This window comes from Klebsiella sp. Lac1, assembly GCF_009825425.1.
GTDB lineage: Bacteria > Pseudomonadota > Gammaproteobacteria > Enterobacterales > Enterobacteriaceae > Klebsiella > Klebsiella electrica.
The window spans coordinates 1-24,591 of the sequence record NZ_VJZJ01000006.1; the positions used below are offsets into that span (position 1 = coordinate 1).

Below are 24,591 nucleotides of genomic sequence, written 5' to 3' on the forward strand. Positions count from 1 at the left end.
TCATGATATGCCTCCCGGTAGTTTAAACGGACCAGTGAAGCTTACCATAGCGCGGACATCTGAATTGAGCCACAGGCGGACATTACTATTGAGCCATTACAGTATTAGTGCGCTTAATGCGTTTTATGTTAAATATCAGTCAATTACATTGAGATCGCAAAGCTTGCAGCGACATATCAGTGTCGCTGCAACAACCCGACCTTTGCGATGAAAAAACGGATTACGGATAGATCACAATAGGGCATTTCCTCAATAACCACCTCAAACTTCATTTCTATAGTCTGAAATCAAGAGCGGCATTTTTGACCCTCTGATATGTTTCGTTATCTGGTGCGGCGGGTATTTTCGCTCGTGTAATCGCTGAAATGGCTGCTTTACACAATTTTGCATCACCCTCTTTTGCTGTCGCACTGTTCACTGAACCATCAGGCTGAAGATAGATACGAATAGAGCAGGTTTTTCCTTTATACGCATCGGGTTCGTACATTTCGGCAACAATGGCATTCCGTATTTGTGCTGCATATACGACTATTTTTGAATGCTCCGGGGGAAATGTTGGAGACCCTAGGTTACCTAAAAGATCATCAACTTCCGCTGATTTATCGTTGCCGGGCATTACCCTGACGTTTGTTTTTTGAGTATGGTTTGAACAGGCTGTTATAAGTAGCACCAGGGTGAGTATGGGGGCTGAGAACGCTCTTAAATTCATGTGAAACTCCAGTTTTTATCTCCAGGTAACCATTCGCTTAGTCCTTTTACTGGAGTTCAGAGAGAATTTTATCTGGAGAAACACTACCCAGGAAAGTATGCACAGACGGCTCCAGCACTACCATAGCAGGAGTTACTGTAACGCCCAGTCTATCAGCAAGTTCAGATTGTTTAATCACCAGATTTTTACATTTTTCTGAGCTATCATTGTCTGGCAAAAAACCGGCCATCGCATTTTGAAAACTTTTCTGACGATCTGATGCACACCATACTCGTCCCATATCTTCAATGACTGAGTCTTTGATGGATGATGGAACCACCGTCAGAAATGACATAGTCAGCCCTGCATCAGTGTATTTCTTGATGTTTTTTACAACATAGCTGCAATAAACACATTGATTATCTACAAAAACTAATATTTTATATTTTTCCACTCCAGACTGAAACGTAATCGGCTGCAATTCAGTTAAGGAGCGAGAGATATCCTCATAGGCCATCTGTGGCGTTGTGTCTAAAACAGGAGCAGTTGTAGCCCCAACACTGAAGCTGGCTATCGTAAAAACACCTGCGGCTAATGATTTAAGAAAAAAACTCATAATCCCTGTTCCCTATTCAGTATTAATTTCAGGTTGTTGATGCCTGGTTCATGCCAGATTTGAATATTTTTATCATCTGTAAAAAACAATAGTTCCTGTTTATGCGACTCCATCATTGATCCGCGAGGGTGCTATAGTGTGTCCAGATACCATACGCGCTCTTTTTTCCACTGCCTATAGAGCGTAACGGTAATGAAGCGGAAAAATTTTCGGATGAATGCTGGGAGAAGGGTTTGCGGCTGGATAAAAGCCCGTCTGTGCACTATCAACTTCTGATGGAAACCATCCGCTGGACGCTTATCCCGCAGCAAAAGTAAAGTCCTCCGTCGCTCTCCCTTACGGTACTGATCTTTCCACTCATTTGGCATGTCCTGGAGAGCAGCTATCTTGCATGTCACACTATAGGGGGTTAGTTTGGATATCGAAAATTATTGTACGTCAAGGTCAATAATTGACCATCATTAACAATTTCCTTTGTGCTAATGGCAAGATTATGAAAAAGACTTTACTGATAGCCGCCATAGTGGCGGCAGGTATTACGTTCGCAATGGCCGACGATGGCCAGCCCGCTGGTCGACTGTACAAAATTGGCGAGCACACCGTAGAAATAGATGCGGATTGCATGATCCTCTCGGTTGACGGCTCCCCCGCTACGCTAAACGCGTCCGTATCCGGGCATATGGATTTTAATTTAGCCAACGGCGGCATTGCAGAATCGGAACCACGGCCAAACCGTCATACCTGCAAAGTGTATGCGGGGAGTGATGTGCGAACAATTCACATAAAAGAACAAACTCAATGAAAAAGACTTTCCTGATCGCAGTCGCTGGTAGCGGCAAATATTGCACCAGTACATGCGATTAGCGAAAGCTATCGCGACGCTTGAGTGGGCAACTGAGTCGTGCAGCGTCATGAGATGGCGGTAGCCGCCGAACAGATGTCTCAGCAACAACAGCACGAAATACACCACTACCCATACCGCTGTTTTCATCACTGCCCTCTGTTATATAATTTGTCTGTAACGAAAATGGCATTCAGGCGTTCAGGTCCGTGCCGTTCTGCTTCAGATAATCACTGATGCTCAGACCGGACAAGCGAATGTTATCCGAAATCTCCCTGAACTGCTCCTCCCAGCCGTCCTGCAGCTCCTTGATTGCCGCGATCTGGAAAGCAACACTGAAAGGCGTTCTGCCCAGTTTCTCGGAAAGCCAGAAAAGATGACTGCCAATTTCTTCGTCCGGTACCGAATCGAGCGCATCACTCAGTAAGGTTTTTTCGTCTTCCTGCCAGGGATGACCGGCTCGCGGAAAACGCGGATCAGACTGGCGGTCTTTTTTCTCCCTTTTTTCCCGTCTGGCAACGGTCGGCGCATCGCCTTTTTTCAAGCCGACGCGCGCTTTCATGGCGCCGATGGCGGCGACGGCCAGTACCAGCGTTTCACGCTCCTGGCGCGTGAGCAGGCTGTCCTCGCAAATCAGGGTGTTCAGGTTATCGATCAGCTTATTCAGCCCGGGTTCAGTGACTTTCATTTTATGCTCATATTCCTTGTGTGGTGGCGATCAGTCCCGGCTCTCATTCACCTGGACGGTGACCGGCAGGCCTGCATCAAAACAGGCCTGATACCAGCTGGCCACCTGCAGGGGATCGCCCTCTTTTATCCGGCGTATGCCACCGGCATCCGTCAGCTGCAGGCAGGTGGTACCGTCCAGACGGATCACGTAGGCCGCTTCCCTGATGGTGTAATGGCCGTCATCCAGCTGCAGCTCCACCGCGTCACCGGCAGTCGTCTGGCGTAACGGCAGACGCCGGACGTCGGTCAGTCGTTGTCGTGCCTTTTCAGCCTCGCGTGCTTCCTGGTAGAGCGGTTCTGCAATGCCGCGACCGGCCTGCGTCAGCTCGACGGCCAGCTGCAGGTTCGGGGCGCGCAGGGTGCGCAGCCAGCCCGCGGCTTCCATGCGCCGGCAGGAGGCGCGCAGGTTCGGCCCGTACACCGGGGCGTCCCCGCCCTGCTCCAGCACCCGCTCAATATCCCGCGTCGCCACCGGCCCCGGACGTTTCGCACCGAGGGCGGCCAGCACAATCAGCACCCGCCGCTGCAGCGGCGACGGACGTCGGGATTTTTCCCGCATCATTGTCCCTCGTTCCTCTGAGAAATGAGCGTTTTTAACCGTTTATAGTCTGCTTCGACCCGAGTGGTGGCCAGGCCCGTGTGTCCGCGCAGCGCCAGGAGATACCAGAAGCGGAGGATGTCATGAGCCTTGTTCACTTCCCAGACATAATGGGTGCCATCCCTGCGAAAATCGCATTGCTTTATTTCCTCTTCTGCCATCTGCGTCATTTGCTCATAGCTGAGCGAAAACATCATTTCTTCATCCATCCTGCACGCTCCGTCTGATAATGTCCGGTTAAGTAGAAAATCATATCATGTATGATTTCTTGCTAATAATTCAAATATCATATCAGATATTATTATGTGTTTAATGCTAACTATCACATTCAGTATGATTTTATGTATGTGGTTTGATTATCATATCCTTTGCGCGTTTCCCTCCGCGCAGATCCGAAAAGATGCTGTCCCGGATCTTCACCCCTCTGCGTCGTTTTTGTCCGGTCATGCCTGCGGATTTATCAGATGCAATACACTGTATTTAAACTGTTATTTTTCCATTACGCGGCACCCGCGCTGTTCAGCGCGGGCGGGTGTCACCGCGCCAGTAAACACCGCTTTGCTTCTTTCCTGACCGTGGTACACTTCCGGAAACTGCGGAATAACAGAAAAGTCGGATCAGGTCGGAATGGGCATCCGGTAATTTAACGGCGTGGTTATATGGCTGCTTATTATTTCAGTGTTTGAAATTAACTGTTGTGAAAGTCACTTTCTCAACAGAGTGGCACTCATCTGACGATGATTGAGGTGTGGTAAAATTGCACGGCTAACTATTCAACTGAGGAAAGGACATGTTTACTGCATTCAATGAGAGAAATGATTTCAGTTATGCTTTTGAAAAAACCCGTAACGCGATTTCTTCACCTGGTGAAAGTAATACTTATGCTGCTACAAATCTCGGCCTCGACATTCTGGTCCGCAAGTATGAACTGTTCCGCAAGGAACTGGATGCGGCCGGCGAACTGGGCGACTGGGAATATGATCTCGATACCTACAGCCACTGTATTACGGTGCTGAAGCGCTACTTCACCGGTAATTCATCCGGGCTGACAGAACGTGATGCCCGGATTTACAGTCATTACCTGCAGACTGAGCACAAAGGGTTTGTGAAGCTTGCTGAAGAGCTGGCTGCCGGCCGCTGAATACAGACAGAAGGTGTGATTTCACATTAAGGAACAATCATGTCAGATGTCATGACAGATTCAGAACAAGTTAAAGCAGTTGTGCAGGGGTTTTCTGCATGGATGCCGGTGATATCAACCCTAGCCGGTGGTGTACTGGCTGGCGGCGTGGCTTTACTGGTGAGCAGGGTGAATCACCGTTACGCCCGGGAACGAGAAGCGACTGCGGCAGCGGAGCGACTGCGCCATGAGCAGCAACTGTCTGAGGATAAACAGCAGAAAGAACTTCTTTACATCACCACGGAGCTGGTCTTCCACCTTGAACGTTTCGCTGAGCACTGTGCAAGAGTTGCCACGGATGCCGGTTATGAAGATCGTGACGGTATTACCCGGTTTTCAGTGGTACCGGAAGACCTCAGTCTTAGTGCTATCTCAGGTGACTGGCGAGTCCTGCCCCGCCATCTTATGTACCGTATCCGCGAGTTGCCCGTATTGCAGAACGGTGCTGACAGGGCTGTCAGTTCAGCAGCTGAACATGATGATCCACCTGACTATTCTGATACGTTTTATGAGCGTCGCTATCAGTATGCCTGGCTTGGACTGAAAACAATTATTCTTTCCCGGCGGCTGAGAAACCTCGCACAACTCCCTGCAACCCGCCTCGATGCAACGCCCTGGTCGGCACAGCCTGCTCTCTGGTCGATCTGGCGGCAGGAGCGTAAACGTCGGGCCAAGATAACTATCCTTAATCAGCGCGCGATAGCAGCGTTTCATATCCGGAAACAGTCCGGTAATAATGATTCAGCCCCTGCAGGAACACCATCATGATAATGTCATCCCTTCCGGCTGTTTCTCACCAGGGACATTCCTTACAGCTGCCAGTGGCCATCGATTATCCCGCGGCCCTCGCCCTGCGCCAGATGGCCCTTGTTCAGGACGAACTGCCGAAATACCTGCTGGCGCCGGAAATCAGCGCCCTGCTCCACTATGTGCCCGATCTGCATCGCAAGATGCTGCTGGCGACGCTCTGGAACACCGGCGCGCGCATTAACGAAGCGCTGGCGCTGACGCGGGGGGATTTTTCACTGGCACCGCCGTATCCGTTTGTGCAGCTGGCCACGCTCAAACAGCGTGCGGAAAAAGCGGCGAGAACGGCCGGGAGAGCGCCCGCCGGCAATCAGGCCCATCGTCTGGTTCCGCTATCCGATCACCAGTACGTCAGCCAGCTGCAGATGATGGTGGCCACGCTGAAAATTCCTCTCGAGCGTCGCAACAAGCGGACCGGCCGAACCGAGAAGGCCCGCATCTGGGAGATTACCGACCGTACCGTACGCACCTGGCTGAATGAAGCCGTTGATGCAGCTGCTGCTGATGGCGTCACATTCTCGATACCGGTGACACCGCACACGTTCCGGCACAGTTACGCCATGCACATGCTGTATGCCGGCATTCCGCTGAAGGTCCTGCAGAGCCTGATGGGCCACAAGTCAGTGAGCTCAACGGAGGTCTACACGAAGGTGTTTGCGCTCGATGTGGCGGCACGTCACCGGGTTCAGTTCCAGATGCCGGGGGCCGAGGCGGTGGCGATGCTGAAAGAACGAATTTAACGGCTACAGGCTGACGCGCAGCAGGCTTGTCCAACCCCTTGTCTGTCCAGAAGCGAGTTCTGAACAGACAAGGGGTTCAGAATGAAATGCCGGGTAGGTATTTTGCCTCACCCGGGCAGTAAACGCGTTCTCAGGAGGGAAGAATCAGTGGCGGATCTGCGCCAGGTCGTCTTCAGTCAGACCGGTCATTTTCATCACGGTACTGCGGTCAATGCCGCTCCTGAGCATGGTACGGGCAACTTCCAGCTTGCCTTCCAGTTTGCCTTCCAGTTTTCCTTCATTGCGGCCTTTTTCAATACCACGTTGTTCACCTAGTTGGATGCCCTGCTCGAGCCCCTGCTCGATTCCCTGCTGGATACCCTTCTCAATACCTTTCTGCTCAAGCTGCTGTGCGATGGTCATAAGTGCGTCCCCGTGTTGCGGCACACGCAGTGCCAGTTCGCGTACAAAGGCTTCGGCGTCGGCTGTTTCGCCTGCCTGCACGATATAGTGTACCAGTGATATGACCTGGGATGAAGACAGGTATCCGGCCAGCAAAATGGGCGCCAGACGGTCAACCAGTTCAGCGAGGTCGCGCTGATGAATATGTTTCTGCAGTAAAGTCAGGGCGGCCATACTGCGGTGGCCGGCGATGTCATCATCCGGAATAACGGTCACATCAACCAGCGGGAAAGCGTTGCTGTAGAGGTTGCCTGCCAGCACGGGGTCGTCAAACTCATCCAGCCAGCGGGTGGAGTACGGATAGGGGCTGCGTTTACCTGTATAGAAAAGGACCGGTATCACCAGGGGCAACTTCTTATGGCCCGCTTCCAGATGGCGCTGCATGGCGGCTACTGCGTAACGTATAAGGCGAAACGCCATGTGCCTGTCCGGCGACGACTGGTGCTCAATAAGCACGTGAACGTAGCCGTCGCCGCCGGCGGTTTTCAGGCTATAGAGAACGTCGCTGAAATACTGGCGGAGGTCATCCTCAACAAACGAGCCGGATTCCAGCTTCAGCGTCGTGAGGTCACAGATGGCACGCAGTTCTGCCGGGAGGTGCAGCTCCATAAAATCCCGGGCTATTTCCGGCTGCGTCAGGAACTGCCTGAATGTCGCATCGTGGGGTGTGGGCGTGGTGGTTTTCTTTTTCATCGGTCCATGCTCTGAAAATAACGTTGTCATAATATCACAGGCAAAAAATGCTAACATTCGCGTGGAGGGGACTTTCTGTTTCTTCCGAGGGGGGCAGTGCCGGGGTGGTTCTGTCCCCCTCTCCTCTTCCCTGGCATACCATTCACTCTACAGTTACAGACGTCTCTGAAGATATTTAAGTGGTCTTGCCGTTTATGGCCTCACATATCTGGTCACATCAGTCCGGAGGCGGAGGAAGCTCCCGGTATCGTTGACGTATACCCTAATGTTACATATTGGCGAGCGATCTAGGATTGGTTAATAAAAAAGCCAGGGAATCCTGGCTCTTGGGTGAGCTGGTTGTTAGAAGAACCAGCGAATTAACTCTAAAAGCACAATGAGCGCTTTCAGAGTCTGGATGACTTTTGTAAGAGTCTCCATTTTCTCTCCTTTTCTGGAGAGTAGAACACCGAATGAACCCTTCCACTCTGTCATTCGGTTTTTAATCTTTAATGTCAGTTAAAGATAGTTCCACTCAGGTAATGGTACTGACTCAGCACCACCTGTTAGTCAGCCAGAGTCTAATCAATGTGTTAGCTGGCTCTTGTAAATCAGATTGATCAGAGTAAAGAGTGGGGGGTATCATTCAACCGTCAGTTAAAGATAGTTCCATTCCAGATCTGAGTACCAGCTTAGTTTTGGATGTAAAAAAGCCCGATCACCAGTCGGGCTTTTTTACATCTAAACCCGCCTGAAGTCTTATCATCCGCTGCCTTGACCCCAATTATGGGTTAATTTATTACTGTAACGCATTCCTAATAATCGCGATTTTATTGATTCAGAACAAAGTAAAAATGTCAGAGTACAAGTGAAGGGCGCTTGCGCTAAATGTAAATTTATACGATTAAAAAAAGATCATTTTTACTACTAACAGTTATTCCTGTTCTTAGTCATTCATCTGAACGAGCTCTTGAAACAGTCATCGTCTGGTCGCATTAAACCGTAAGCGGAGGAAGAACCCATAACCTAATGTTATCGTTCGAAGCGGTAGGCTATGAGATCTCAAACCTCAACATTTAGTTTTATACTCATTTGAGCTTTTGAGCTTTTGAGCTTTTGAGCTTTTGAGCTTTTGAGTTTATGTGTGTTTTTGCTTTTGCTCATATTAATATAATGGTAGACTCAAAAACTCATAGGAGTAATTGAGTAAAAACACAAGTGGGGTTATGAGTATGAAGGTTGTTTCTTTCCTTAATCCGAAGGGTGGCTCAGGTAAAACCACCGCAGTTATTAACGTTAGTACAGCAATGGCTCGTGCAGGATACAACATCGCCGTTGTGGATACAGATCCACAGATGAGTCTGACTAACTGGAGTAAATCAGGCAAAGCCGCATTTGATGTGTTCACGGCTGCGTCTGAGAAAGATGTTTATGGCATCAGGAAAGATCTTGCTGAATACGACTTCGCCATAGTTGATGGCGCCGGTTCGCTTTCTGTAATTACTTCTGCTGCAGTAATGGTCAGCGATTTAGTTATCATTCCGGTTACTCCCAGCCCACTTGATTTTTCCGCAGCGGGAAGCGTTGTCACAGTCCTTGAAGCTCAGGCATATAGCCGGAAAGTAGAAGCTCGTTTTCTCATAACTCGAAAAATCGAGCAGGCAACCATGCTAAATGTTTTAAAAGAAAGCATTAAAGACACTGGTGTCAAACCATTCCGAACGGCAATTACTCAACGCCAAATTTATGTTAAGTCAATTCTGGATGGTGACAGTGTATTTGAATCTAATGATGGGGCCGCTAAAGGTGAAGTGGAAATCCTTACAAAAGAAATAGTTAAAGTTTTTGAGTAATTACACTTTTACTTATAAACTCAAATGAGTAAATGAAAAGGGGGAGTCTATGGCTCTTGAAAAGGCCCATAGTGGTAGTAAAAAAATGACCTTTGGTGAGAATAGAGATCTTGAAAGAGTGGTCGCTACTCCAGCTTCATCAGGTAAGAGCAAGCGTGTTAACGTCAATTTTGATGAGGTGAAACATACCAGATTTAAAGCTGCTTGCGCGAGAAATGGAACTTCAATAACGGATGTGATTAGCAAGCTTGTAGATGACTGGCTTAAAGAAAATGAATAATTGAGATCTAAGCAGTGATAGAATTTCACTGCTTAAATGAAGTCAATGCCGGGTGATGCCGCTGACGTCTTGTTCGGGCAGTAAAGCGTGTCCAGTGGGTGTCATCAGTTTCTCTGTTGCCAGATTGCCGTAATAAGGCTCGTTGATGGCGAACGGCGACGTTTTAATGAAAGCCGAGATATGCCGGCAGTACTGGTGCTCTCCGCGCAGCTTCTCTGCTGCGCGTTCTGCATGCTGGCAGACGGCCTGACGCATGGCTTCATACGTTGTGACGCGTTCTCCGAAAGAACGACTGCAGACAATCTGCTGTTTGGGCGGGGGCGCTTCTTCCAGCGAGATGCACGGCTCTCCGTTCAGTTCACGAACCGTTCTCTCCAGTACCACATTGAAGTTTTTCCGGATGAAGGTCGGATTCGCGCGCGCCAGCTGCAGCGCGTTGGTGATACCCATTGTCCCCAGCGTCTTCGAAATTCTCCGGCCCACGCCCCAGATTTCTTCCACCGGCTGCAGTGAGAGCAGTTTCTCCGTCCGGCGGGGATTGCCCGGGGTCAGGGCCAGCACGCCACCAAATTGCGGCCATTCTTTTGAAGCCCACTGGGCTGACTTCGCCTGCGTTTTGGTAGGGCCCATACCGACACCGATGGTGAGTCCCGTACCGTTGCCAACATGGACACGCAGCTGCTGGCCGAAGTCTTCAAAGTCAATGCAGCTGTTGATGCCCCGGATATCCAGAAACATTTCATCGATTGAATACTGTTCCACGCGTGGCGCCAGCTCTTCCAGATGAGTCATCACCCTGGCGGACATCGAGGCGTACAGCTCATAGTTACTGGAGAACACGTGCAGCTTCTCAGGGAACTGCGCGTCCTTCAGCCGGAACCACGGCACCCCCATTTGAATACCAAGACGTTTCGCTTCTTTTGAGCGGGCGATAACGCAGCCGTCGTTGTTGCTCAGTACGACAACCGGTTTACCCCGCAGGTCAGGGCGAAACACCTTCTCGCAGCTGGCATAGAACGAATTGACGTCGGCCAGGGCAAACATCAGTCCGCGCCGCGCGTCTTATGGATAAACGCGGTCACCACACCAAAAATCTGCAGCGTCTCCGGGTCAGGGTGAAGGGCAGGGTAGGCCGGGTTCATGGGCTGCAGTACAGGACGGGGCGTCAGCAGAAGCCGTTTGACGGTAAATTCTCCCTCCATTTCGGCGATGACAATGTCCCCGTGCACCGGCTTCTCTGCCTTGTCGACGACCATCAGGTCGCCTGAGTTCAGGCCAATATCGGTCATCGAGTTGCCGATAGCCCGGACAAAATAGGTGGAGGCCCGGTGCCGGATGCAGTACTCGTTCAGGTCCAGCTCCGCTTCCGTGTAATCTGCCGCCGGTGAAGGAAAACCGGCGGCGCAACGCTCGGTAAAAAGGGGGAGGGTCATGACCCCGGGTTCCAGGGAGGCAGCAATAAACTTCATCTTTAGCGTCTCATTAACTGTGTTTATATACAGTAATTATTTTGCCGCCTTCATTTTTTTGCAAGCCTCTTTACGCAGCCCCGGGCTAAAACATTGCTGTGGTTACGAAAAAAAACGACTGACTGTAAAAACGTATGTCAGAGCGTGCGCTGCGCTGATATCGTGTAATATACAGAAAACAAATGAGTTTTTACCCGAGGAGGTGTTTATGTCGCCTGGATTCAGAAAGGCTCTCCGCTTTGCCGGCGTCCCCGTCGACAGCAGCGAACCGGTACGCAGGCAGTACGGCAGTCGCATGATTGGTATCGTGACGGTATGCCTGCTTCCGCTCCTGGTGTTCGACGTCCCGCTGTGGGTTTTCGTGCTCTCCCAGGTTATCTGGGGCGCGGGCGTGTATATCGGCCTCTCCGTGGCCGGAGACAAATCCCGGAACCGCTGATGCTTTGTCGCTGATTGTACGAAAAAAACACAGGCGTGATGACGCCTGTGCTCCCGCGCTTCTCCGCTGTCTGCCTTCAGGTTATCCACAATCTTAAACCCCGCGTTTGTGGACAGGTATGTCCATACTCCTCTTTCCCCTGATGTCGCTGAAGGCCTGCCACCCGCTGCCAGTGTCTCGCGTCCGGTCGGGTACGGGACGGGCGGCTTTTCCGCTCAGGCCCGGCGTCGTTGAGAGTGTACGCCAGTCCCTCGCCCTTTTAAGGAACGCCCTTCAAGCCGCTTTCGCGGCATATCCTTACCGTCGAAAAGACTGACGGCTGCGGTATTCCACGGTCGGCCTGACCCGTGACCGGACGCGATGAACAGGCAGCGTGCGGCAGGGAACGGTATCGCGGTGATACCTCCTGTCCCCTCTGACTACAGGAGTGCTGCCATGTCCAGATTCATTCTCGGGAACTGTATTGATGTGATGCGCGGATTCCCCGACCGTGCCGTGGACCTTATTGTGACCGATCCGCCTTACCTCGTCGGTTTTAAGGACCGCCAGGGCAGACAGATTGCCGGGGATGTGACGGACGAATGGCTGCAACCGGCCACGCTGGAGATGTACCGCGTCCTTAAAAAAGACGCCCTGATGGTCAGTTTCTACGGCTGGAACCGTGTGGACCGCTTTATGGCCGCATGGAAGGCGGCGGGGTTCTATGCCGTGGGCCAGCTTGTGTTCACCAAAACCTATGCTTCCAACCGCCGTAATGCGAAAGACCGTCGCGGATTCGTGGACTACCGCCATGAAGGGGCTTATGTCCTTGCCAAAGGCCGCCCGGTGCCACCCCTCAGACCGCTGCCGGATGTGATGCCTTTCCCGTATACCGGCAACCCTCTGCACCCAAACCAGAAACCGGTGGAGGCGCTACAGCCGCTGATTGAGTCATTCAGCACCCCTGGCGCGATTGTTCTCGACCCGTTTGCGGGGAGTGCCTCGACCTGCGTCGCCGCATACCGCGCCGGACGCCGCTATATCGGCATTGAAATGCTGGCGCAGTACCACCGGGCCGGAGCCGAACGACTGGCCGCCATGCGCCGGGCCGTCAACACCCCGGCGGCGAACGATGAATGGCTTCCGGAGGCGGCGTGATGAACTACAGCGGACACGAAGCCCTGCGCCGCGATATAGCCGGGCTGGCCAACAACATCTGCGACCTGAAAACCACCCTCAAAGTGCTGGAAGAAACGTATCACTACCGGCACGACGGACTGGCGGAGCGGCTTGCCGGTATCAGCCTGCGGCGTCTCAGCGTCCTGATGGATGAGGCGTTCAGTATAGCCCTGTTACTCGATGAATCTTTCAGAGACTGAATCCCGGGCGGCGAGGCCACCCCACCGAATCACGGAGACAACATCATGCTGTATGGCACCCGTAAAGAACTGAACAAGAAACTCAAACGCATGTTTGGAAACGAAGAACGCTACGCCCTGCTGGTCTGGACGAAAGAAGACGTGATGGCCCAGGCCTGGAACATGACGGAGGCCGAGGCTCACACCCTGCTTGAGCTTATCGGCCGCACGGGAACCGGGGAGCACACCGAAGAAGGCGTGTCATTCCGCACCGTGCAGGCGCTGTACGCCGGGATTCGCCCGGGCATTCCCCGCGTGAGCGTCCCCGTCGATACGCTGCATCGCATCACGGACATTGCCGCACAGGCGATTAACGGAGAAGACGAGCATTCGCCGTCCCTGACGGTCGATCACTACCCGAGTGTCGCTGACGCTCAGGCAGAAATCGCCTGGCTGAAACGCGAAATCGCCGCTTAACCCGACCGCCCCGCTGAACGGCGGGGCGATATCACGCGAACTGAGACGACAATGATGAAAAATGAAACCCTTAACGCCCTTATCCTGCGCCACGGAGACCGGATGCTGCGTCAGTCTGGCTGGCCCGACGCCATTGATATGGCGCCCGTCGCACCCGGAACCGTACCCGGCTGGCTCGCCGCCTGCGGCTCTCTCAGCGGTACGCAAATCCTCACGCTGACAGAACAGCTTTGCCAGCCGCTGACGTATGGCCGGGCAGCGTTGTTGCTCGCCAGCGCCCGGCGGCTGGCGGGAACCCCGGCGCGTCTGCATCTCTTTCCGGTGCAGGCATATCCGCATCCGGAGCGGCTGGCTGACTGTCAGGTTATCCGCCTGCCTTACGCTCAGGAGTGGCTGACGGCAGCGGAATGTGACGATCTGCTGGCCTTCCTGAAAGCCTCCCTCACGCAGATAACGGAAATCGTGCGCCGGGATACGAAACGTATTGCTGCCGCGCTGGTGCCGTCCGCCGTCCCGCGCCTGATGGACAGGCGTTTCGGGGACTGGCGGTTGCTGGCCGACGAGTATGACCATGAAAACTGGCTGGACGCAGGCGAGACCGACAGGCTGGATCAGGTCCTTGATGCCATTCTGGTTCGCAGTGCGCGATTCTGCCCGGTCCTGCTCACCCTGGTAAATGAGCGGGAGGAAAACATGGAGGGCGCAGGGGTTATTACAGACCTGCTGCGTTTTCCGGGCGATCCGGTTCGCCGCTGGCTTGATCGCCGCGTATTGCGGGACGTGGTGAGAGAGGCCCGCGGCGTCAGCGCTCTGGTGTGACAGGCCCTTTCTGTGGGGGAGGGGAAACCTCCCCTTGTCTGCCTGCCGGCGCAGGAGGAACCGTGCGATAAGGATGTCCCCGTGCCGGCTCCGCGTTTACCCGGCCCGGCCTCCGGGCCTCTGGGATAAAAACCCGCCTCTGTTATCGCCGTGTCGTGTGCGGGCTGTGCCGTGCCTTCACTTTAGCCCGGCCGCTGCAGATGCAAGGGTGCGCTGACGCCGTCATCCTCGCCCGGTCGCAGTGTTTTTAATGAGTCTCGCCGTTCTTCCCGTCGTTTTCTCGCTCAGATTTCGCTCCAAAACCGTCCAGACCGGCTTCGCGCTTTATCTGCGCTGCGGCCTCCGGTGTCGCCCCTGCATCTTCCGCTTTTCGCCGGGCTGTCGTGTCGGCACGGCACCGCCCGGTGTCGCAGTCCATGTGATTACGGAGGTTTTACCATGCAGTCTGTGAAAGCACGCCCCGTCCTGAATGTTGAAGAGTGTGACCGCCTGTCTTTTATGCCCTACATGTTCGGCAATGATTTTATGCTCGCTGAATTGCAGGTGTATGCACTGGCAAAAAAATGGATGCCCGAATATGAAGTCGAATTCTGGCACTTTATCCGGCTGCCTGAGGGCGGCGGTTACATGATGCCCGATTGTGGCCGCGTCCATATGGTCAGCACGGAAAGCTGGTTTGACCGCATTGTGAGCGCCGACGCGGCGGGCATTATTCTGACATCCCTGGCCGTTAACCGTCGTCTGGCGGCAAATCATGACAGCGGCAACCCGGCCCTGACTCACGTTTACATGCTGCGTGATGCCCAGCTCTGGAATCACATCACCCTTCACCCGGAATGCAACGCCATTTACGCCGCGCTGGACTGATTAACGACCGGGGCGGCCATGCCGCCCCGCAGGGAGACGAAAAAATGCATTCATCAATTACGGTTCCGGCGGTCTATGTGGGTACGTATCACCAGTACAACTGCGGCAGCATTTTCGGCAAATGGTTTGATTTAACCGATTTCGACGACGAAGACGCATTCTATGACGCCTGCCGGACGCTGCACGCCGGCGAGGAAGACCCCGAGCTGATGTTTCAGGATATCGAGGGCATTCCGTCACAGTTTGCCTCTGAATCCTCTGTTAAGTGGGCGTTTATTGAGGCCTTCCGGCAGGCGCAGGACGACGGGCGCCCCGCCGCGTTTGTGGCCTGGGCAGAGTATACCGGCGAGTGCGACTATGACGCCTTTGATGACGCGTACTACGGCGAAGCGGAAAGTGAGGAAGATTTTGCTTATGGCTTTGTGGAGGACAACGGCCTGTTAAACGAGGTGCCCGAATCATTGCGCATGTATTTCGATTATGAGGCATACGCGCGGGATTTATTCAGCAGCGGGTATGTGCTCCATGACGGTTATGTCTTCAGAAACTGAATGATGTCCGGCGGGGAAGCCCGCCGGTTAAGGAAAACACGTATGAAACTTGCACCACAAAGCCGTGAGATCCTGCGCCAGTACAAAGCCCTGATAAATGCCCGCCGCCGGGATGCCGGGCAGCGGGAACTGACCACCGCCCAGGTAATGGACGAAATCTGCTATTACATGACCTGTCAGTGTGCCGTCTACATCGGCGGACACTTCATCTTACAGGGCGGTAAAGGACAGTAATCAGTAAGTTCGATGACAGGCGTCCGGGCCGGAGGACGCCTGTCTGCCCGCGCCCAAAACCCTGGCAGGCTGCGCCTGCCGGAGAGAAACGTCGCCGCGCCTCCGGCGCCGCTCGCTCTCTTCTCCGTTCTCAGTCGCTGAAGTCTGTGAATGCGCGTATTATCCACAATAGCTTTCTGGAAAACGTTGCAGGTGCAGATTTGTCAAAATGGAATATCGCCTCATTCTCAAAAGACGAGCAGGATAAAGTCTCTGTCGATAAAGCGGCCGCCGCTGTTGCATGGCAGGAACGCATGAACAAGCCTGTTGTTCACGAACTCGTTGAACGGGAGCAGCCTGAACATCTGCGCGAATATTTTCGTGAACGGCTCCGCGTACATCGACTGAACAGTCAGCAGCTGCCCCGCGCCAATGCGCCCGAATACCAGAAGCCGGAAGACGGTGGCAGTGAGAGTAAGCCTTAATTTTTTTCCCAGGGAGGGACTGCGGTGCGTATGTCTGCTTTATTTGCTCTGACGTCTGTGTTCAGCGCGTTGAATCTTGTATTTATGCCATTCCATCCCGTCATGATGTTATGGGCTTTCGGCCTCTCTGTCGCCTTCATTATTGTCAATATAATTGCCGACAGACTGCGTCTGTGGTCCGGTATTGCATGGGGAATGGCTGCCGCCGTAATAGTCGCTTTTATGCTTAACGGCGCACAGCCCGATGAAGAAAACCGGGTACTCATCAGTTCATTCGCATGTATTGTCTCAGCATGGTATGCCGTGATTCAGTTCAGAAAAGAGAAGAAAGAGTCTCTGTCCTGACCGGTATTCTTTCTGTCTCTGTCTCTGCCTCTTCCGCTGCCTCTTCCTCATTTACTTTTCACACAATCTGCCACAGGGCCACCTTCGGCTCCCGACCCGCTGGCGCGGTTCAGTCGTCGAGCCACACTCCGCTAACCGCGAAAGGATGCGGTAAGCTCCGCCGAACCCGCCAGGCGGTTTCGGGCTATCGCTAGTGTCTGATGTCTGAGGTCAACGGCAGGCTTGCAGCATCCCTGTCAGGATGCGCCGCCCCTTTTACGCGCCGTCACCTGCGCTTTTCGCACCCCGGCAAACGGCCGCCGGGCTGTAAGGCGCAACGCCGTTTCGCGCCCGCGCGTTTCGTCGTTGCGGCGGGTTCCTGCTCATTCCTTGCCTGGTTTTTTCACCCCTTTAAGTCCATTCGCCGGGGCTGAGACAAGCACAGTCGCTGTCAGCCGTCCAGGGTAAATGACACGCGGTAAACCGCGCCCTGGACATCTGCCATCGCCGGTGCTCGTTTACGCCCTTGCGGCGAACGGCTCTCAAACGGGTGAAGGTAACAACCAGCGGAGCAGAGCAGCAGGTCCCCGCAAAACGTCAAAACCGCGGCCCCGGCAACTCAACGGGTGATGGTTTTTAAAGGCAAAACAACAGAGTAAGGAGATTCATCATGGCAGCACGTGGCGTTAATAAAGTCATTCTGGTCGGACATCTGGGACAGGACCCGGACGTGCGTTATATGCCCAACGGCGGCGCAGTGGCAAGCCTGACGCTGGCCACGTCCGAAACATGGCGTGATAAGCAGACGGGAGAGATGCGCGAAAACACCGAATGGCACCGTGTTGTCATGTTCGGCAAGCTCGCGGAAGTGGCGGGAGAATACCTGCGTAAAGGCGCGCAGGTCTACATCGAGGGCCAGATGCGTACCCGTAGCTGGCAGGACGATACCGGCGCCACGCGCTACGTCACCGAGGTGCTGGTCGGGCAGAGCGGCACCATGCAGATGCTCGGCGGTCGTCGTGGAAATGGTGAGCCTGAGAGCGCCGCGCCGCAGCAGCCCGCGCAGCCGCAGAGTTCAGCCGCTCCGGCACAATCTGCTGACGCTCCGGCTAAATCCCCGAAAGCGAAGGGCGGTAAAAAAGGCCGTCAGAGCGCCGCCCCGTCTCAGCTTCCTCCTCAGCCGTTCCCGGATGATTACCCGCTGACCGATGACGATGCGCCCTTTTAAACCATGATGAACACGCCCCGCTCAGGCGGGGCAGTTAAAGGAGAAACACATGAATCACAACGTTAAACCTCCGCTGGGATCCCTGTCAGATGGCACGTTTACCCGCGAGCAGGCCAGAGCGGTCGCGGCGCAGTATCAGAATGTGGCGATTGAGGATGACCAGGGGACGCATTTTCGCCTCGTCGTCCGTCATCAGGATGACGGCAGCATGGTCTGGCGTGTCTGGAATTTTGAACCGGGCGGTGAGTTCCTGATGAACCGTTATATCCGGGACTACGGAGTACGCAAAACGCAGTAAGCCTTAAGAGGTGCCGGGCAGATGGGTCTGCCCGGCAGACATTAACTAATATCGGAGAGAAATCAATCATGTCAGTGACCGAGTCTAAAGCAAAAACCCCCGCGAAAACCAGCAAAAAAGTGGTAAAACCTGCCGAATCCGCCGCCCTGAAAGCCGCGCTTGAGGCCGCACAGATTGAGATGGTGCCGCTGTCGGCGCTGGTCAAATCCCCGCTGAACGTCCGCACCATCCCGTATCCGCCGGAGAGCGTCCGGGGAATGGCTGACTCCATTCTCGCGGTCGGCCTCATTCAGAATCTGGTGGTTCACACGCTGCCGGACGGCCTGTCGGGCGTCGCAGCGGGCGGTCGTCGTCTGGCGGCCCTGCAGCTTTTACAACGCGAGCAGCGCATCGATGCCGGGCATCAGGTCATCGTGAAGCGTGTCAGCGACGAACTGGCAGTAGTGGCTTCGATGGTCGAGAACAACAACCGGGTGGCGATGCACCCGGCAGAGCAAATCAGCGGTTTCCGCACGCTGTCTGAGCAGGGCAAGACCCCGGCGCAAATCGGGGACCAGCTGGGGTACAGTTCGCGCCACGTCCAGCGCATGCTGAAGCTCGCCAGCCTTGCCCCGGAACTGATTGCCCTGCTGGCAGAGAACACGCTCGATGTGGAGCAGTGTCAGGCGCTCAGTCTGGAAAGTGACCCGGCGCGTCAGGTGGAGATTTACCAGCGCGTGAAGGCGCAGCACAGCTACGCTCCGGCTCACATGCTGAAACGCGCCATCACGGACACCGAAATATCGGTTCGCGACGCCCGATTTATGTTTGTCGGGCGCGAAGCGTATGAGGCCGCAGGGGGCGAAGTGCGCGAGGACCTGTTCAGCGCGCAGGAGGGCGACGGAACGGCAGACGGGGTACTGGTCGGGCGTCTGGTGCAGGAGAAGCTGGAGTCCGCCGCGCTGGCTGTTGAAATGCAGGAGGGCTGGTCATGGTCACTGGCACGGGAAGGGGCGGTGCGGAATTACGGTGACGACCGCGAGCATTATCTGGTCCTGCCGGAGCCGGAGGGTGAACTCAGCGCTGACGAGCAGCGGCGTCTCGATGAACTGTACGCCACGCAGGAAGCCACAGAAACATTTGAGGATGAAGCCGCCATTCAGGTGCTGATTGACGAGATTGAATATGCCGCATCGGTCCGGGCATGGACACCGGAGCAGAAAGCGGCCTGTGGCGTGGTGGTCAGCCTGTGTGATGGTGAGCTTCGTATCCAGCGCGGTGTGCAGAAGAAGGTGCAGGAGGTGGTCGCTGACGGACAGGAAAGTACGGGCGCTCAGGCCTCCCTGCATGTGGTCGCCAGCAGTACCCCGGATGTGGCAGAGGGTATCAGTGTGCCGCTTCTGAAAAAAATGTCCTCCGAAAGAACGCTGGCGGTACAGGCGGAACTGGTCCGGCAGCCACAGAAAGCCGTGGCCCTGATGGTCTGGCGGCTGTGCAGTTGCGTGTTCCACTACTGTATCACCACCCGGCACCCGTTTGTCCTGCGTCTTGAGGTCCACCACAGCGGCCTCACCAGCGAAGCCCCGACCGGAGAAAACGGTCAGGCATGGCAGTCTCTGATGCAGGAGAAAGCACGTCTGGAGGCGCTGCTGCCGGAGGGCTGGAAGACGGATTTCACCACCTTCTTTGCCCTCGACGGACAGACCCTCATGTCGCTGATGGCCTTCTGTACTGCCTGTTCCGTGGATGGTGTCCAGACCCGCGAACACGGACATACCAGCCGCAGTGACCTTGACGGTGTCGAGGCTGCGCTCGGGTTCCACCTGCGCGACTGGTGGCAGCCAACAGCAGATAACTTCCTCGGGTTACTCAGCAAAAATCAGATTGTGGCGGCGCTGAACGACGCCGGACTGACCGGAGCCGCCTCGGATGCTGAAAAAATGAAGAAGGGCGATGCCGCCACTCACGCCGAACAGTGGCTCTCCGGGACCCGATGGGTGCCGGGATGGATGCAGTCCCCGGATGCCGCAACGCCGGACGATGCACAAACCACACCTGACACTGACGAACCGACTTCCCACGCTGCCTGATAACGGAGACGCCGCCCTGCGGGGCGGCGATAAGGAGACTATGATGCGCAATGTTATTACCCCCGATGTCCTGAAAACCATGATCCCACAGGAATACGAAGACTGGCGCGAAGGAGGGGAGGATTTGCGCCGCGAACTGACCCATGCCGTGATGCGTGACCTGAACTGCCCGGATAACTGGGACATGAACGGGGAGTACCGCAGCGAGTTCGGGGGCTTTTTCCCGGTACAGATCCGCTTCACGCCTTCACACGGTAACTATCATCTCGCCGTGTGCAGTCCCGGTGATATCTCTCCGGCCTGGATGGTGGTGTTTGTCCCCGCCAGTGGTCGTCCGTTCTCGGTTATCAGCACCCTGTCTGACTGGTCGCCGGAAGCGATCAGCCACACGCTGAGTCTGGTTGCCCGGCTCGATACCGATGGCTACAGTCAGGCCAGCATCATCAGCATGCTGGTCATGGAGGGCGCGCAGTGAACGCATCAACAACGTCTCTGGTGACCCTGAAGCCAGCCCGACAGGCAGCGCTGCAGGCGGTCCTGTCCGTGGAGGAATCCCGCCGTCTCGGTGCGCGTCTGCCCGCCATGCCATACGTGCGCACCTTCCTGCGTCTGCTGACCGGGAACAGCCGCATGAACACGACCGTGGCACAGCGCATTCCCGGCCTCAACTGGGACCCGAAGCATCGCCTGAGCAGCCTCAAACAGGTGGAGGAGGCGCTTGATGAACTGATTGCCAGCCACGGGGAGTGCTGCCCGCTGCCGCTGCCGGTGGATGTCCAGGCTGAACTGTTCCCGGAGGTGCTGCACACCCGGACTGAACGCCGGTTGCAGCGCAGAAACATCGCGTTCACCCGCAGGATGCGCCGGGAAGAACGGACGCTGGCGCATCACTGGCGGCTGCGGCAGAACCTGCTGGGGCAGGCCGTCACGGAGCTGAACTTTCAGTCCCCGGAGACGGTCAGCAGCTGGTACCGCCGGTGGGCCGAAGAGTTTGACGCGCGCGAGCTGGAGCCGGCTTTCTGGCACTGGCGGTCGCGGTTTGCCTCGCTGGCGTCCCTGGACTGGCTGCGTGACGCGAAGGAACCGCTGTACGGTGTCATTCATGAAATCGGCTTCATTGTGCGTGACACCCCGGAGGCTGTGCGTCAGGCAGAGCGCTGGCAGGTGCCGAACAAGCTCACAGACCGGAGGCGGGGATGAGGTGGCGTTACTCCCTGCGCTGGAAATTACCATCACCGTGTCCCGGTCCGCATGAACTGGCATCCGAAGTGGTGGAGGCCGGACAGCCTGCGCCCGAATCCATTATGTCGCTCTGGGTGGCGGGCGCCGGGTATGCGGTGTGCGTGGATTTTCCCGATGAGCGGCAGATTAAGCGCTGGAGCGATGAGCGCAAAGCCGCTGCGCGTCGAAGGAATCTTGAGCGGCGGGTCAACAAAATAGCGCCTCTGTTTGCTGATGAGCTGATAGATCGGGAGCTTGAGAGGCGACCAGACTATTTCCGGGGAAAATCTCAGACCTGAATCTGGTTAAGCACGGTTGAGGCGTGCATCGATGTGGAGCCTGCGACATCTGACAGACAAAGTGCACAAAGTCGGATAGAGAGAGGAGCGCTGACGCGCCCCTCTTTTTCCTGGCACTTCATTATCGCCCTCAAATCCTTTGCCTCTCTGATATTGCTTTCTGACAGCGTGAGTATCGCTGTTTCTTTCTGGCAGGCCTGACCAGGGGACACCTTCGGCTCCCGACCGCTACGCGTCCGGTCGTCGAGCCACACTCCGCTAACCGCGAAATGACGCGGTAAGCTCCGCCGAACCCGCTCGCGGTTTCGGGCCTGCCGGCTAGTGTCTGATGTCTGACGTCAACGGCAGGCTTGCAGCATCCTTGTCAGGATGCGCCGCCCTTTTACGCGCCGTGACCTGCACTCCCTGCATCCCGGCAAAAAAAACGCCGGGACGTAAGGCGCAACGCCGTTTCGCTCGTCGCGCCCCGTCGTTGCCGGGGTGCCTGCCCTGGTGCTCCGTGCGCCTTTCACCGTTTAAGCCCCTTCGCCCGGGAATATCCCGCCACAAACCGCCTGGCTGTCCAGTACCGCTGATGCTCTCCGGCGACATTTTTTGCCGAAAACCCGACAAATAATGTCGCCTCCGTACCGGACATCTGCACCGGCCCGTGTCTGTTCTTTCCCGTTGCGGCGAAGGTTCTCAAACGGGTGAGGTTCACAACCCGGAAACAACCGGCAGCCACCCCACGAAACGTCAACACCGCGACGAATGAAACTCAACGGGTGATGTTCTTTAAAAATCAGGAGGAAAAAAATGCAGACACAGGCGATGCGTGTTTATCAGATCACATTTACCGGACGCGATGCAAAAGGCGTTATTCCGATGTTTACCCGCGTGAAAGCCATGACCGGAAAGGGCGCGATTAAGGCGTTTATTGAGCGTTACAAACCTGTTCAGGGCTGGTTTCTGGGCGATCCCGAAGACATTACCGACAACGTGCAAAAGGAGGCAGAAGAAGCAGAGAGCAAAACGCAGAGATGAAAAAAGCCGGGTAAACCCGGCTTGTTCCACGCCGCAGAAATCGCAGCAACGATTTTTTGCGGCTTCATTAACTACCAAAGGAAGTTAACTCAATGATCCTTTCTATTGTTTCACCGTCTGACGGCGCTGTAAAGCCCCGCCGTCATTCCCGCATCCCCCGCGTCGATATTCCCGCACCGGAAATTGACCCCACGCTCAGGGCATTCGGGCGGCATATCGCAAAAAGCATACGCAAGGGGCGTGGTGTTCACATCCCCGCGATGAAAAACGCCGATTTTGGTCAGGTGCTCCGCACCCTCGAACTGACACGCGCATTTAACTAACCAGGTGAGCCGCTCCGAAAGGGGCGGCAACAGCAGAAGGAGGACATCATGAATCACACCACCACACAGGCTGTCAGCGTCGACATTACCCCCCATAGCGGCGCGGGAGAGGTCATCCCGTCTTTGCCCGTCGAGCGCATTGTGGCGCAGCGTAACAGTGGCGTGGCGGCTTTTCTGGAAGCCATAAGGCTGCTACGTGACGCGCAGAAACTCATTTTTGAAGCATCCGGGCGCGGGTGGATCTCAGGCATGACCGAAATCATCGAACGCAGCCTGTCAGCCGACTGCAGCACCACGCGGGAAGCCGCCTTAAAACGCAGTATCTGCCGTTATGCCGATCGCGACATCTGGACGCGCCTGATGAATGACACGGGCATGTTTACGCTGATGAGCGAGGCGCAGCGCAAGGAGTGGGACACGCAGCTCTACAGCGACGACTGCCCCGAAATCACACTCGACAACGTGATCGCCACGTTCCGGGCGCTTAACGCCAGCAAGGGAGAAACGTTTGAGCAGGGCGTGATTGACGTGTTCCGCAACCTCTCATGGGACTATAAAACGCATAACCCGTGCTTTCTGGGAAAAAAAATTATCATTGATGGTGTCCTGGATAATCATCGCGGGCTGTATTTTTCCGTGCGCACGTATGCACAGAACCGCATCGATGACCTTGCCCGCCCGTTCTGGATCCTCGACGGAAAGACCATACCCGACAATCGCGTCTCCGAGGGGGCAAACCTGAGCGCGTTTATCAGTCAGGGCGGTGCGAAGAGCGTGGGGGAGGTGTTTACGTGCGAGTATTTCACAGTACGCACATACAAAAAAGGCTCCGCGCACGTCACCTTTACCCGGCCCGACCTGGTGGAGAAGGTGAACGACATTATCGCGCGGCACTATCCGGGGGCGCTGCCGCCGGTGGTCTGATGCACTGGCGGGGGACTCGTTCCCCCGTCACTGTCTGACCGCCCGCCGAAAACCTGCCTGCGGCGCGTGGCAGGGCTGCGCTGACGCGCCGCCACGGCCACTCTGTCACAGATTTGGTATCTCTGTTTCGGGCTGACTCTGGCTGTTCTGCTGATATCTTCCCCTGTTCCATTCTCTCTTCTGCTGTTTCTTTCTGACAGGCCAGACCCGGGGACACCTTCGGCTCCCGACCGCTGCGCGTCCGGTCGTCGAGCCACACTCCGCTAACCGCGAAAGGACGCGGTAAGCTCCGCCGAACCCGCCAGGCGGTTTCGGGCCTGCCGGCTAGTGTCTGATGTCTGACGTCAACGGCAGGCTTGCAGCATCCGTTCCGGATGCGCCGCCCCTTTTACGCGCCGTCACCTGCGCTTTTCGCACCCCGGCAAACTGACGCCGGGCTGTAAGGGGCAACGCCGTTTTCGCTGCCGCTTCTCCGACGTTGCGGCGGGTTCCTGCTCTTTCCTTACCTGGTGCCGTTTCACCCCTTTGAGTCCTTTCGCCGGGGCTGAGACAAGCACAACCCGTCTTGCCGTCCATGCACTGCTGGCGCACGGCCATAAAAACTTTTTGCCTGAATCCGCAAAAACTTTTCACGTCCGGCATGGACGGCTTCACCGGGCCGTGCTCGTTTACGCCCTTGCGGCGAACGGCTCTCAAACGGGTGAAGGTAACAACCAGCGGAGCAGAGCAGCAGGTCCCCGCAAAACGTCAAAACCGCGGCCCCGGCAACTCAACGGGTGA

At 55.4% G+C, this 24,591-nt stretch carries 32 protein-coding genes and 2 pseudogenes; 26 read left to right on the forward strand and 8 right to left on the reverse strand.

The window, feature by feature from the left end:
• Positions 1–274: 274 nt before the first annotated feature.
• Positions 275–709: a cell envelope integrity protein TolA gene (gene tolA / locus FNY10_RS26240; protein WP_001567367.1), complete on the reverse strand. Its 435-nt coding sequence runs from the start codon at positions 707–709 to the stop codon at positions 275–277.
• 46 nt (positions 710–755) lie between these two features.
• Positions 756–1,304, reverse strand: a complete 549-nt coding sequence (locus tag FNY10_RS26245; protein ID WP_001567366.1) for a thioredoxin fold domain-containing protein — start codon at positions 1,302–1,304, stop codon at positions 756–758.
• A 451-nt stretch (positions 1,305–1,755) separates the two neighbouring features.
• On the opposite strand from FNY10_RS26245, the gene FNY10_RS26250 reads away from it, so the two are divergent.
• Positions 1,756–2,106, forward strand: coding sequence for a hypothetical protein (locus tag FNY10_RS26250; RefSeq protein ID WP_167878626.1), 351 nt, complete (start codon positions 1,756–1,758; stop codon positions 2,104–2,106).
• A 232-nt stretch (positions 2,107–2,338) separates the two neighbouring features.
• Here the strand turns inward: FNY10_RS26250 and FNY10_RS26255 are convergent, their stop codons facing one another.
• From FNY10_RS26255 to FNY10_RS26265, 3 genes are read right to left on the reverse strand one after another with little or no spacing between them, the layout of a single operon-like run.
• Positions 2,339–2,833, reverse strand: coding sequence for a hypothetical protein (locus FNY10_RS26255; protein WP_001568016.1), 495 nt, complete (start codon positions 2,831–2,833; stop codon positions 2,339–2,341).
• 30 nt (positions 2,834–2,863) lie between these two features.
• Positions 2,864–3,436 carry a hypothetical protein gene (locus FNY10_RS26260; protein ID WP_001568017.1) on the reverse strand — a complete coding sequence of 191 codons (573 nt, stop codon included), beginning with the start codon at positions 3,434–3,436 and terminating at the stop codon, positions 2,864–2,866.
• Positions 3,433–3,681 (reverse strand): hypothetical protein, encoded by a 249-nt coding sequence (locus tag FNY10_RS26265; RefSeq protein WP_001568018.1) that lies wholly within the window; start codon positions 3,679–3,681, stop codon positions 3,433–3,435. The genes FNY10_RS26260 and FNY10_RS26265 overlap by 4 nt, the downstream gene beginning before the upstream one ends.
• Before the next feature lie 581 nt (positions 3,682–4,262).
• Between FNY10_RS26265 and FNY10_RS26270 the strand changes: the two genes are divergently transcribed.
• From FNY10_RS26270 to FNY10_RS26280, 3 genes are read left to right on the forward strand one after another with little or no spacing between them, the layout of a single operon-like run.
• Positions 4,263–4,613, forward strand: coding sequence for a hypothetical protein (locus tag FNY10_RS26270; RefSeq protein ID WP_104897454.1), 351 nt, complete (start codon positions 4,263–4,265; stop codon positions 4,611–4,613).
• 39 nt (positions 4,614–4,652) lie between these two features.
• Positions 4,653–5,420, forward strand: coding sequence for a hypothetical protein (locus FNY10_RS26275; RefSeq protein ID WP_009654830.1), 768 nt, complete (start codon positions 4,653–4,655; stop codon positions 5,418–5,420).
• Positions 5,421–5,422: 2 nt separating this feature from the next.
• Complete coding sequence (locus tag FNY10_RS26280) at positions 5,423–6,199, forward strand: site-specific integrase (RefSeq protein WP_032426116.1); 777 nt, start codon at positions 5,423–5,425, stop codon at positions 6,197–6,199.
• 144 nt (positions 6,200–6,343) lie between these two features.
• Here the strand turns inward: FNY10_RS26280 and FNY10_RS26285 are convergent, their stop codons facing one another.
• Positions 6,344–7,333, reverse strand: a complete 990-nt coding sequence (locus FNY10_RS26285; protein WP_020804955.1) for an Rpn family recombination-promoting nuclease/putative transposase — start codon at positions 7,331–7,333, stop codon at positions 6,344–6,346.
• 1,211 nt (positions 7,334–8,544) lie between these two features.
• On the opposite strand from FNY10_RS26285, the gene FNY10_RS26290 reads away from it, so the two are divergent.
• Positions 8,545–9,165, forward strand: coding sequence for a ParA family protein (locus FNY10_RS26290; RefSeq protein ID WP_032743918.1), 621 nt, complete (start codon positions 8,545–8,547; stop codon positions 9,163–9,165).
• Positions 9,166–9,214: 49 nt separating this feature from the next.
• A complete protein-coding gene (locus FNY10_RS26295; RefSeq protein WP_032743917.1) occupies positions 9,215–9,445 on the forward strand; it encodes a plasmid partition protein ParG in 231 nt (76 codons plus the stop codon).
• Positions 9,446–9,538: 93 nt separating this feature from the next.
• Here FNY10_RS26295 and umuC read toward each other — a convergent pair.
• Together umuC and umuD are read right to left on the reverse strand one after the other, a co-directional pair.
• Positions 9,539–10,489, reverse strand: a pseudogene (umuC, locus tag FNY10_RS26300) (translesion error-prone DNA polymerase V subunit UmuC); the annotation flags it as partial.
• Positions 10,489–10,914: a translesion error-prone DNA polymerase V autoproteolytic subunit gene (gene umuD, locus FNY10_RS26305; RefSeq protein WP_032743916.1), complete on the reverse strand. Its 426-nt coding sequence runs from the start codon at positions 10,912–10,914 to the stop codon at positions 10,489–10,491. The pseudogene umuC and the gene umuD, both read right to left, overlap by 1 nt.
• 208 nt (positions 10,915–11,122) lie before the next feature.
• Between umuD and FNY10_RS26310 the strand changes: the two genes are divergently transcribed.
• The 20 genes and pseudogenes from FNY10_RS26310 to FNY10_RS26405 all read left to right on the forward strand — a co-directional run bounded on the left by FNY10_RS26310 (position 11,123) and on the right by FNY10_RS26405 (position 23,811).
• On the forward strand, positions 11,123–11,353 hold the full coding sequence (locus FNY10_RS26310; protein ID WP_032743912.1) for a hypothetical protein: 231 nt from the start codon (positions 11,123–11,125) through the stop codon (positions 11,351–11,353).
• 188 nt (positions 11,354–11,541) lie between these two features.
• Positions 11,542–11,717 (forward strand): annotated as a pseudogene (locus FNY10_RS26690) (hypothetical protein); the annotation flags it as partial.
• 71 nt (positions 11,718–11,788) lie between these two features.
• Positions 11,789–12,490, forward strand: a complete 702-nt coding sequence (locus tag FNY10_RS26315) for a DNA methyltransferase (RefSeq protein WP_032743909.1) — start codon at positions 11,789–11,791, stop codon at positions 12,488–12,490.
• Positions 12,490–12,711 carry a hypothetical protein gene (locus FNY10_RS26320; protein ID WP_032743907.1) on the forward strand — a complete coding sequence of 74 codons (222 nt, stop codon included), beginning with the start codon at positions 12,490–12,492 and terminating at the stop codon, positions 12,709–12,711. Before FNY10_RS26315 ends, FNY10_RS26320 begins: the two co-directional genes overlap by 1 nt.
• Before the next feature lie 45 nt (positions 12,712–12,756).
• A complete protein-coding gene (locus FNY10_RS26325; protein ID WP_032743904.1) occupies positions 12,757–13,167 on the forward strand; it encodes a DUF1380 family protein in 411 nt (136 codons plus the stop codon).
• 51 nt (positions 13,168–13,218) lie between these two features.
• On the forward strand, positions 13,219–13,986 hold the full coding sequence (locus tag FNY10_RS26330) for a hypothetical protein (protein ID WP_032743901.1): 768 nt from the start codon (positions 13,219–13,221) through the stop codon (positions 13,984–13,986).
• Between the two features lie 438 nt (positions 13,987–14,424).
• Positions 14,425–14,853 (forward strand): antirestriction protein, encoded by a 429-nt coding sequence (locus FNY10_RS26695; protein ID WP_032743898.1) that lies wholly within the window; start codon positions 14,425–14,427, stop codon positions 14,851–14,853.
• A gap of 44 nt (positions 14,854–14,897) precedes the next feature.
• Entirely contained in the window at positions 14,898–15,404 is a 507-nt protein-coding gene (locus tag FNY10_RS26345; protein WP_032744006.1) for an antirestriction protein ArdA, read from the forward strand.
• Between the two features lie 42 nt (positions 15,405–15,446).
• Positions 15,447–15,638, forward strand: coding sequence for a hypothetical protein (locus FNY10_RS26350; protein WP_000761848.1), 192 nt, complete (start codon positions 15,447–15,449; stop codon positions 15,636–15,638).
• Positions 15,639–15,838: 200 nt separating this feature from the next.
• Entirely contained in the window at positions 15,839–16,102 is a 264-nt protein-coding gene (locus FNY10_RS26355) for a DNA polymerase III subunit theta (RefSeq protein WP_032425679.1), read from the forward strand.
• A 24-nt stretch (positions 16,103–16,126) separates the two neighbouring features.
• Positions 16,127–16,447 carry a hypothetical protein gene (locus FNY10_RS26360; RefSeq protein ID WP_049077843.1) on the forward strand — a complete coding sequence of 107 codons (321 nt, stop codon included), beginning with the start codon at positions 16,127–16,129 and terminating at the stop codon, positions 16,445–16,447.
• A 649-nt stretch (positions 16,448–17,096) separates the two neighbouring features.
• Positions 17,097–17,654, forward strand: coding sequence for a single-stranded DNA-binding protein (ssb, locus tag FNY10_RS26365; RefSeq protein WP_020314935.1), 558 nt, complete (start codon positions 17,097–17,099; stop codon positions 17,652–17,654).
• A 49-nt stretch (positions 17,655–17,703) separates the two neighbouring features.
• Positions 17,704–17,952: a DUF905 domain-containing protein gene (locus FNY10_RS26370; RefSeq protein WP_020314938.1), complete on the forward strand. Its 249-nt coding sequence runs from the start codon at positions 17,704–17,706 to the stop codon at positions 17,950–17,952.
• A 68-nt stretch (positions 17,953–18,020) separates the two neighbouring features.
• A complete protein-coding gene (locus FNY10_RS26375; protein ID WP_160705037.1) occupies positions 18,021–20,021 on the forward strand; it encodes a ParB/RepB/Spo0J family partition protein in 2,001 nt (666 codons plus the stop codon).
• Between the two features lie 40 nt (positions 20,022–20,061).
• The gene (psiB, locus tag FNY10_RS26380) at positions 20,062–20,496 is read left to right on the forward strand and encodes a conjugation system SOS inhibitor PsiB (RefSeq protein WP_087498962.1); all 435 of its coding nucleotides are present in this window, start codon (positions 20,062–20,064) and stop codon (positions 20,494–20,496) included.
• Positions 20,493–21,221, forward strand: coding sequence for a plasmid SOS inhibition protein A (locus tag FNY10_RS26385; RefSeq protein WP_080884253.1), 729 nt, complete (start codon positions 20,493–20,495; stop codon positions 21,219–21,221). The genes psiB and FNY10_RS26385 overlap by 4 nt, the downstream gene beginning before the upstream one ends.
• The gene (locus FNY10_RS26390) at positions 21,218–21,541 is read left to right on the forward strand and encodes a hypothetical protein (RefSeq protein WP_053390228.1); all 324 of its coding nucleotides are present in this window, start codon (positions 21,218–21,220) and stop codon (positions 21,539–21,541) included. Before FNY10_RS26385 ends, FNY10_RS26390 begins: the two co-directional genes overlap by 4 nt.
• A gap of 795 nt (positions 21,542–22,336) precedes the next feature.
• Positions 22,337–22,564, forward strand: coding sequence for a hypothetical protein (locus tag FNY10_RS26395; protein WP_022644716.1), 228 nt, complete (start codon positions 22,337–22,339; stop codon positions 22,562–22,564).
• Between the two features lie 92 nt (positions 22,565–22,656).
• On the forward strand, positions 22,657–22,887 hold the full coding sequence (locus FNY10_RS26400; protein ID WP_020804025.1) for a hypothetical protein: 231 nt from the start codon (positions 22,657–22,659) through the stop codon (positions 22,885–22,887).
• Between the two features lie 48 nt (positions 22,888–22,935).
• Positions 22,936–23,811, forward strand: a complete 876-nt coding sequence (locus FNY10_RS26405; RefSeq protein ID WP_022644946.1) for a DUF4942 domain-containing protein — start codon at positions 22,936–22,938, stop codon at positions 23,809–23,811.
• Positions 23,812–24,591: the final 780 nt, after the last annotated feature.